This is a genomic window from Frankia sp. CgJB1 (assembly GCF_977947065.1).
Genome location: NZ_CDWTNB010000179.1, coordinates 1 through 8126 on the forward strand (window position 1 = coordinate 1; position 8126 = coordinate 8126).

An 8126-nucleotide genomic window follows, 5' to 3' on the forward strand; every position below is an offset into this window, starting at 1 on the left:
CCGGTTCCGCGGGTGCCGGGACGCTCACGGCAGGAGGCGGGACGCGGACCTGGGCTGCGGGGGACGCCCCGTCGCCCGGGCGAACCGGCGCCGCCGCGGCGGCGGGCGACTGCACCGTGGGACGCGTCACCACGAGGCCGGGAGCGGAGCGGTTCAGGTATCGCCGGGCGCGCATCACGTCGACGAGCATCGCGGGAGTGTGCCGGGTCACCCGGAACGTGCCACCGGGTATCTCCGCCCATCGGACCGGGACCTCGGTGATCCGGTAGCCGATCAACCGGGCGATCGAGAGCACCTCCACGTCGAACCCAAATCCGGAGGAGCGCGCAAGGCTGAACAGCAGCTTGGCCTCGGGACCGCGGAAGGCCTTGAATCCGCATTGGGTGTCGGCGACGTCCAGGCTGGTCAGGGACCGGGTGATCTGGTTGAAGGCCCAGCTGCCGACCCGCCGGCCACTGCTGCGGACCGCACCCGCCCCGACCCGGCGCGATCCGAGCGCCACTTCGGCGTGCTCCAACGCGGCGAGGAGCAGAGGAAGATCATTGACGTCCGAGGCGCCGTCGGCGTCCAGGAAGGCGATCGACTCACCGTGCGCGACCGACACCCCCATGCGGACCGCGGCGCCCTTACCCGAGTTCCACGGCAGCCGCAGGACCCGACCACCGGGCAGATCCGCGAGCAGTTCCTCGGCGATCGCAGCGGTGCCGTCCGTGCTGCCGTCGTCGACCACAATCACCTCGGCATCGGGGATCCTGTGCATGACCGAGATCAGCGGGGGTAGCGAGCCGGGCAGGCGTATCGCCTCGTTGTAGGCGGGGATGACGACGCTCACAGGCACGCAGTCCAAGACTCAGCTCCTAGGCCGCGACGACAGAGCCGATGACTGAAGCCACCGAGGCGCAGCGGTTGGTAACGGCTGATCGAGATCAGCAAACAGTTTCAGGTGTTCTACCGAAATGTGGCAAAGCATGCATGCTAAAGTTTCCTTTCGTTTCATTTACTAGCAAGGTGTCACAATGAACATCTATTGAGTACAGATGGACATCTATTGGGCACATGCTGGGCTATCGGACGTTCATCTGGCGATGTGTAGCATACGGATGGGGGAGAACAGCTCGGACAGGGGGTGGCCGATCCCCCCGGATCGCCTCGGATCATCCTGGATCGGGCAGTCGGCGCTGTCGCCGTCGGGCGACCCGCCGGTAGTACACGGGACGGTGAACTTCCGGAAACCTTCGGAAACGCAAGGGTGGAGATCAACCTGTCGCGGGGGATAACCGCGCACCGGCGGATTTCCGACGTCCACCCGCGTCACGAGGCCTCCCGAGCGGCCCGCTTCTGGGATGATCCGCCAAGGTTTCCGGCCAGAGCGGATGGAGGAGCCATGCCACGACCCGAGCGCGCAGGCCGGGCCCGGTCGCAGGCGGCCGGGGCGGGCGAGGCGGACGCGCAGCTGCGCGGTCTCATCGACGCGGGTCGCAGCAAGCTGCCCCCGAGAACGGCGATGCGGGCCCGCGACGCCGCCCGGCCCACCGACGCCGACCTCGCCGAGGCCGAGCGATCGATGGTATTGCATCGCGGATCACGCCCCACCCCGGCGACCCCGTCGACCAGCTCCACCGACCCGGTCCGCCGCGGCGGCCCCAGCCGTGCCGGAACCGGTCGTGCCGGAGCCGAGAGCGGCACGACCGACCGCCGCGGCCGGGGTACCCGGAGGACCCGCCGACGCTCCGACCGCGGATCCGCCGGACCGCGTGAGAGCGGCCCTACCGAGACCGGATCCGCCGGGACCGGGTCCTCGAAGAACAGGTCTCAGGAAGCCGACGACGCCGACCCGGGCACCGACGGCACGTCCCCGGTCCGCTCGTAGGCCGAGAGCATCCGCAGCCGCCGCACGTGTCGTTGCTCCCCGCTGAACGGCGTGGTGAGGAAGACCTCGGCGAACGTCAGGGCCTCCGTGACGGTGTACATGCGTGCGCCGAGGCTCAGCACGTTGGCATCGTTGTGCTGGCGGGCCAGCGTCGCCGTCTGCTCGCTCCACGCCAGGGCCGCGCGCACCCCGGCGACCTTGTTCGCCGCGATGGCCTCCCCGTTGCCCGATCCCCCGATGACGATGCCCACGCTGCCCGGTTCGGCGGCGGTGGCGGCGGCGGCGGCGAGGACGAACGGGGGGTAGTCATCGTCGGGGTCGTACTCGGCAGGACCATGGTCGACGGGCGCGTGGCCCAGCTCCACCAGACGCTCGGCGAGCGCCTCCTTCAGGCGGAAGCCCGCATGGTCAGATCCCAGATGGACACGCATGATGTGCCATCATGCCCGATCACGTGAAGAGCGGGTCCTGGTCCCGGGTCCGCTTGAGCTCGTAGAAGCCAGGGGTACCGGCGACGAGCAGAACTCCGTCCCACAGTCGTGCGGCCTCCTCCCCCTTGGGTGCCGGGGTGATCACCGGACCGAAGAAGGCGGTCTCCCCCACGGCGATGACCGGGGTGCCCACGTCCATGCCCACCCGGCCGATCCCCTCGGCATGGCTGGCCCGCACCCGCTCGTCCCAGGCCGTCGAGGTCGCCTCGGCGGCGAGCGCCGGATCGGCACCGGCCTCGGTCAGGGCGGCGACGAAGGTGTTCTCGTCCCATTCCGCCTTGTCCAGGTGACGGCGACGGCCAAGCGCCGTGTACAGCGGGCGCAGGATGTCCGCACCGTGCCGGTCGACGGCGGCGGCGCAGAGCCGCACCGGCCCCCAGGCGCTGGCCAGCAGCTGCTTGTACTGCTCGGGCATGTCCCGGTCTTCGTTGAGCACCGACAGGCTCATCACGTGCCAGCGGATCCGCACCGGCCGGATCTTCTCGACCTCCAGTAGCCAGCGGGAGGTAAGCCAGGCCCACGGACAGGACGGGTCGAACCAGAGATCGGCGAAGACCGCTTCGGTCGCGTCCGCGGGCAAGGGTACGGGCGTGGGTGAGGGTACGGACGTGGCCGCGGGGGTGTCGAGAGTGTCGGCGCTCATGTGGTCTCCTCGGTCGACGGCACCGTTCGACCGGGATCAACCCGTCAGGGTGGTGGTCACTTCCCGCTCGCGGCAAGATAACCGGCGACCCTGTTCACCATGGCGACGAACGGAACGGCGGCGATGGCACCGGGGATGCCGGCCAACACGCCACCGGCCGACAGCGCGATGACAATCGCGAGCGGGTGCAACCGCACCGCCCGTCGCATGACCAGCGGCTGCAACAGGTGCCCCTCGATCTGCTGCACGGCCAACACGACGCCCAGAATGATCAATGCATCCGGCACGCCGTTCGAGACCAGGGTCACCAGTACCGCCGCGGCGCCGGCCACCGCCGCCCCGACAATCGGGACAAACCCGCCGAAGAACGTCAGCAGGGCCAGCGGCGCGACGAGCGGGACACCCACGCCGACCAGGCCGATGGTGATACCGATCGCGTCGACCGCCGCGACGAAGACCGTCCCACGGATGTAGCCGGTCAGCGTGTTCCACGCCTCCCGACCGGCGCCGCGCACCCGATCCTCCGCTCCGTCCGGGAAGCGGGTGACGATCCAGTCCCAGATACGATCCCCGTCGTACAGGAAGAAGAAGGTCGAGAACAGGGTGACGAGCAGGCCGGCGAGCACCTCGGCGGCCACCGAGGCGCCGGAGATTACCCCGGAGACCAGGCGCCCCCGGTTGTCCGCCAGGCTCTGGCGGATGTCGTCGACCAGATTGTCGATCTGGCTCTGCGACAGGTGGAGCGGACCGTTTCTCAGGTAGCCGCGGATCTGCTCGACGCCCTCGCTGACCTGATCGCTGACCGCGGGGATCTCGTTCGCGGCGTTGAAGCCCACCGCCACCCCGACACCCACGAACACCGCGAAGAACACGAACAGCGCGGTGAGGGCGGCACCCAGCCGGTTCATGCCGAGCCGCTGCAGCCGGTGCGCGAGCGGATGGATGAGAGCGGCGATGAGCAGCCCAGCAATGAGCGGAATCACCACGATCCGGACCCGCCCCACGACCATCAGCAGGATGTAGATGGCCGCGCCCGTGACGATCAGACGCCACGACCAGCCCGCCGAGACCCGCAGCGCGACCGGGATGTGATAGTCGGCCCGCCGAGCCGGGGACTCCCTCCCGCCGGCGGGCTGCGGCCCGCCCGATGGCTCGGGCGTCGCCGCCTCAGGCATCGGCACCTCGGATGCCGCCGCGGTGGGCGACCCACCGCCGGCCGGAACGGCTGAGGCCCGGCGAGCCCGATGAAGGCGCCCGGGGACGCGACCGAGTCCCGCCACCCGTCTCACCGGCGGCTCCCTTCCTGCCTTCTTCCCGCCATCCCGCGACCGCGCGGACGTCCCGATCCTCCCGCAAGCGTCCCGCAAGCTGGTCACGCGGAAGATGTCGCCATCGTGCCGCATCGGCGACCAGCGAGAGCGGGTACCCCGCGTCAATCACCACAATCCACCATCTCCGGCACCGGCACCACGGCCGACGGCCCGGCCACCACGTCCCCCCGACCACCATGTCCCCCCGCCATCACGCCCCCCGGCGGCGACCGTTCTCCTCATCGGCGTGGGAGACTGGGAACACGGTGATGACCGTGTCGCAGTCCTGCAAGTCCGTGCCGTCCGAAAGGAACAGGGTGCCCAACAACCTCACCCGCGACGAGGCGCGCGAGCGCGCCCGCCTGCTCAACGTCGCCTCCTATGACGTCGAACTCGACCTGACGACCGGCCACGAGACCTTCCGCACGTCGACCGCGGTCATCTTCACCTGCGTCGAGCCCGGGGCGTCGACGTTCATCGAGCTCGCCGCCGCGAAGGTCGACGAGGTTGTTCTCAACGGGGCGCCGCTCGACCCCGCCACGGTGTTCGACGGCGAGCGGATCCGGCTCGACAACCTCGCGGAGTCGAACCGGCTCACGGTGGTGGCGGACGGCATCTACTCCCGCACCGGTGAGGGCCTGCACCGCTTCGTCGACCCGGTGGACGAGGCCGTCTACCTCTACACCCAGTTCGAGACGTACGACGCGCACCGGATGTACGCCTGCTTCGACCAGCCCGACCTCAAGGCGACGTTCACCCTCACGGTCACCGTCCCGGCGGAATGGAAGGCGATCTCCAACAGCGCAGTCGCCGCGGTGGCGGAGGCCGCGATCGGGGTGCGCACCATCCGCTTCCTGACCACCCCGGTGATGTCGACGTACATCACCGCGCTCGTCGCCGGCCCGTACCACGAGGTCCGCGACCACCACGACGGCATAGACCTGGGCTTCTACTGCCGCCGATCGCTGGCCGAGTTCCTCGACCCCGCCGAGCTCTTCGAGATCACCAAGGCTGGGTTCGGCTTCTACCACCGGGTGTTCGACTACCGGTACCCGTTCGGCAAGTACGACCAGTTGTTCGTGCCCGAGTTCAACGCCGGGGCGATGGAGAACGCCGGCTGCGTGACCTTCCTGGAGGAGTACGTCTTCCGGGCGAAGGTGACCGAAGCCCGCCGCGAGCGGCGCGCCGAGACGATCCTGCACGAGATGGCGCACATGTGGTTCGGTGACCTCGTCACCATGCGCTGGTGGGACGACCTGTGGCTGAACGAGTCGTTCGCCACCTACATGTCGGTCCTCGCCCAGGTGAACGCGACCCGCTTCACCAACGGCTGGACGACCTTCGCCAACGCGGAGAAGGGCTGGGCCTACCGCCAGGACCAGCTCTCCTCCACGCACCCGATCGTCGCCGACGCCCCGGACATGGACGCGGTGCGGACGAACTTCGACGGCATCACCTACGCCAAGGGCGCCTCGGTGCTCAAGCAGCTCGTGGCCTGGGTCGGCCAGGAGGAGTTCCTCGCCGGGCTGCGGACGTACTTCCGCCGCTACGAGTACGCGAACACGTCGCTGCGCGACCTGCTCGACGAGTTGGAGAACGCCAGCGGGCGGAACCTGACCGCCTGGTCCGCGGACTGGCTGGAGACCACCGGCGCGAACACCCTGCGGCCGCGCTTCTTCACCGACTCCTCGGGCCTGTTCACCTCGTTCGACGTGGTGCAGGAGCCGGCGTCGGCGCCGCCGACCGCCTCGCGCACGCTGCGCCCGCACCGGCTCGCGATCGGCCTTTACGATCGAGACGCCACCGGCGCGCTGGTCCGGCGGGAACGGGTCGAGCTCGACGTGACGGGCAAGCTCACCGAGGTCACCAAGCTTGTCGGTGCCCGCCAGCCGGATCTGATCCTGCTCAACGACGACGACCTCACGTACGCGAAGGTGCGCCTCGACGAGCGGTCGCTGGCCACGCTCGTCGAGTCGATCGGCGCCATCTCCCAGTCACTGCCCCGGACGCTGTGCTGGGCGGCGGCCTGGGACATGACCCGCGACGCCGAACTCGCCGCCCGCGACTACGTCCGGCTCGTGCTGTCCGGGGTGACCGCCGAGGACGACATCGGCGTGGTGCAGTCGCTGCTGGCCAAGGCGGACCTGACGATCGACACTTACGGTGACCCGGCAAACCGAAAGCCCGCGCTGCGCGCGCTGACGGAACGCGCCGAGGAGCTGGCGCGCGCCGCGGCCCCCGGCAGCGACCTGCAGCTCGTCTACACCACCTCCTTCGCCCAGGCCGAGGAGGCCGACCAGGTGGCGCGGATCCGGGCGCTGTTCGAGGGCACCGACGTCATCGAGGGGCTCGTGCTCGACACCGAGCTGCGCTGGACCCTGCTGACCCAGCTCGTTGCGCGGGGCGTGTACGCCGACGCCGAGATCGACGCGGAGCTCGCCCGCGACCGCACCGCCACCGGCGAGAAGCGAGCGGCGACCGCGCGGGCGGCACGGCCGACCGCGGCGGCGAAGGCGGCCGCCTGGTCGGCGGTCATGGACTCGGACACCCTGTCGAACCACTTGGCCGCCGCGACGATGGGCGGTTTCTGGATCTCCGACCAGCTCGAGCTGACCCGGCCCTACGTGGACCGTTTCTTCGACGAGATCGCTGGGATCTGGGAGACCCGCAGCTTCGACATGGCTTCTACCATCACCCAGATGCTGTTCCCGGCATCGGTGATCGAACCGGAGACGGTGGCGAAGGTCGACGCCTACCTGGCCGAGCACAACCCGGTTCCGCCCCTGCGGCGGGCCCTGCTGGAAGGCCGCGACGGGCTCGTCCGGGCGCTGGCCGCGCGCAAGAAGGACATCGAGGCGGCGTAGCGTACCGTACCCGCATCACGCCGGTCGGGGCCAGCGGGGTCAGGGCGTCGGGCTGACCGCCAACGAAGGCTGCGTCGGGGGGAGGGTCCCGGCGGCTGCGCCGCCCGCGCCACCTGCCGCGTCCGCGAGCTGGCGGATACCGGCGATCAGGCCGCCGACCAGGTCGCCCAGCGCGAAGCTGGAGGCCATCGTCAACGCGGCGAGCCCGGCGGCCGAGTCGCCGATCCGCTTCTTGGCGGCCGGGGTCGTGGCGATCCGCACGAACCGCTGCCCGGGCAAGACGAGGATCAGCACGGCGGCATCCCGCCCCGCGTCGTCGACGAGGTTCGCGAGGATCCGCTCGGCGGCGAGCCGGGCGTCGCCGCGCACCGCGCCGATCCGGATGCTGACGTGGATACCGGTATGCGTCTCGGCGAGCTCCCGGGCCCGGTTCAGCCGGTCGAGCTGCTCGTGGGTGAACGGCTCACCAGTTGCCACTGGCACCACCCGCGCCGGGAAGGGCGGTCTTCGCCTGCTCGCCCTCGATCTCCTCCGGCTTGGAGCCGATCCAGATCTCGTCGTGCTCCCAGGGCTGCCCCGGGCGGTAGCGCACCGGCCCGCTCTTGCGGCTCGACCACGCGGCCAGCAGGATCGCGATGACGAACCCACCGACGATGGTGCCGCCGTAGATCGCCCATGACTGCACGGCCGTGAGCGGATCGGGGTTGTAGAGGGTTCCGATCTCCCCGGCCGAGGCGCTCACCGCGAACACCGGCACCGCGAACAGCGCAAGGCCAGCAACGGTGAGAACCCGGCGCGGCGCGATCCTGGATCGCAACCCCGGCGCGGGGTGCGCCCCCGGCCACGGGCGGGAGGTGCCGGCGAACGGCAGCCATCGGGTCTGGCGCGGTCGACGTCGAGTCACGCAGCGAAGATTACCGGGAAATGGGGTTACGGTTCTCGTCTGGG

General features: G+C 70.1%; 8 protein-coding genes. 2 read left to right on the forward strand and 6 right to left on the reverse strand.

All coding sequences use genetic code 11. The features are described from left to right. The coding region (locus AC08OT_RS16945; RefSeq protein ID WP_476603023.1) for a dolichyl-phosphate beta-glucosyltransferase at nucleotides 1-847 on the reverse strand (847 nt) is incomplete at its 3' end. A gap of 537 nt (nucleotides 848-1384) precedes the next feature. On the opposite strand from AC08OT_RS16945, the gene AC08OT_RS16950 reads away from it, so the two are divergent. After that, nucleotides 1385-1870, forward strand: a complete 486-nt coding sequence (locus AC08OT_RS16950) for a hypothetical protein (RefSeq protein WP_476594551.1) — start codon at nucleotides 1385-1387, stop codon at nucleotides 1868-1870. On the opposite strand, the gene AC08OT_RS16955 is transcribed toward AC08OT_RS16950, so the two are convergent. Genes AC08OT_RS16955 through AC08OT_RS16965 form a run of 3 tightly spaced genes read right to left on the reverse strand, consistent with a single transcriptional unit; the run spans nucleotide 1813 to nucleotide 4179 of the window. Continuing rightward, nucleotides 1813-2301, reverse strand: a complete 489-nt coding sequence (locus tag AC08OT_RS16955) for a ribose-5-phosphate isomerase (protein ID WP_462188112.1) — start codon at nucleotides 2299-2301, stop codon at nucleotides 1813-1815. The two genes, AC08OT_RS16950 and AC08OT_RS16955, sit on opposite strands and share 58 nt — an antisense overlap. A gap of 19 nt (nucleotides 2302-2320) precedes the next feature. Beyond that, nucleotides 2321-3004, reverse strand: a complete 684-nt coding sequence (locus tag AC08OT_RS16960; protein WP_476594549.1) for a mycothiol-dependent nitroreductase Rv2466c family protein — start codon at nucleotides 3002-3004, stop codon at nucleotides 2321-2323. Between the two features lie 56 nt (nucleotides 3005-3060). Further along, complete coding sequence (locus AC08OT_RS16965; RefSeq protein WP_476594548.1) at nucleotides 3061-4179, reverse strand: AI-2E family transporter; 1119 nt, start codon at nucleotides 4177-4179, stop codon at nucleotides 3061-3063. A 452-nt stretch (nucleotides 4180-4631) separates the two neighbouring features. Here AC08OT_RS16965 and pepN point away from each other — a divergent pair, with 452 nt between their 5' ends. Beyond that, nucleotides 4632-7178, forward strand: a complete 2547-nt coding sequence (gene pepN / locus AC08OT_RS16970; protein WP_476594675.1) for an aminopeptidase N — start codon at nucleotides 4632-4634, stop codon at nucleotides 7176-7178. A 39-nt stretch (nucleotides 7179-7217) separates the two neighbouring features. Here pepN and AC08OT_RS16975 read toward each other — a convergent pair whose 3' ends face one another. Next, a complete protein-coding gene (locus tag AC08OT_RS16975; protein WP_476594674.1) occupies nucleotides 7218-7655 on the reverse strand; it encodes a DUF5130 family protein in 438 nt (145 codons plus the stop codon). Beyond that, the coding region (locus AC08OT_RS16980; protein WP_476603024.1) for a hypothetical protein at nucleotides 7642-8126 on the reverse strand (485 nt) is incomplete at its 5' end. The genes AC08OT_RS16975 and AC08OT_RS16980, both read right to left, overlap by 14 nt.

What these genes read in the sequence shown, in the direction of transcription:
- AC08OT_RS16950 (WP_476594551.1), top strand. Translation starts at nt 1,385, where the DNA reads ATGCCACGACCCGAGCGCGCAGGCCGGGCCCGGTCGCAGGCGGCCGGG.
- AC08OT_RS16955 (WP_462188112.1), bottom strand. Translation starts at nt 2,301, where the DNA reads ATGCGTGTCCATCTGGGATCTGACCATGCGGGCTTCCGCCTGAAGGAG.
- AC08OT_RS16960 (WP_476594549.1), bottom strand. Translation starts at nt 3,004, where the DNA reads ATGAGCGCCGACACTCTCGACACCCCCGCGGCCACGTCCGTACCCTCA.
- AC08OT_RS16965 (WP_476594548.1), bottom strand. Translation starts at nt 4,179, where the DNA reads ATGCCTGAGGCGGCGACGCCCGAGCCATCGGGCGGGCCGCAGCCCGCC.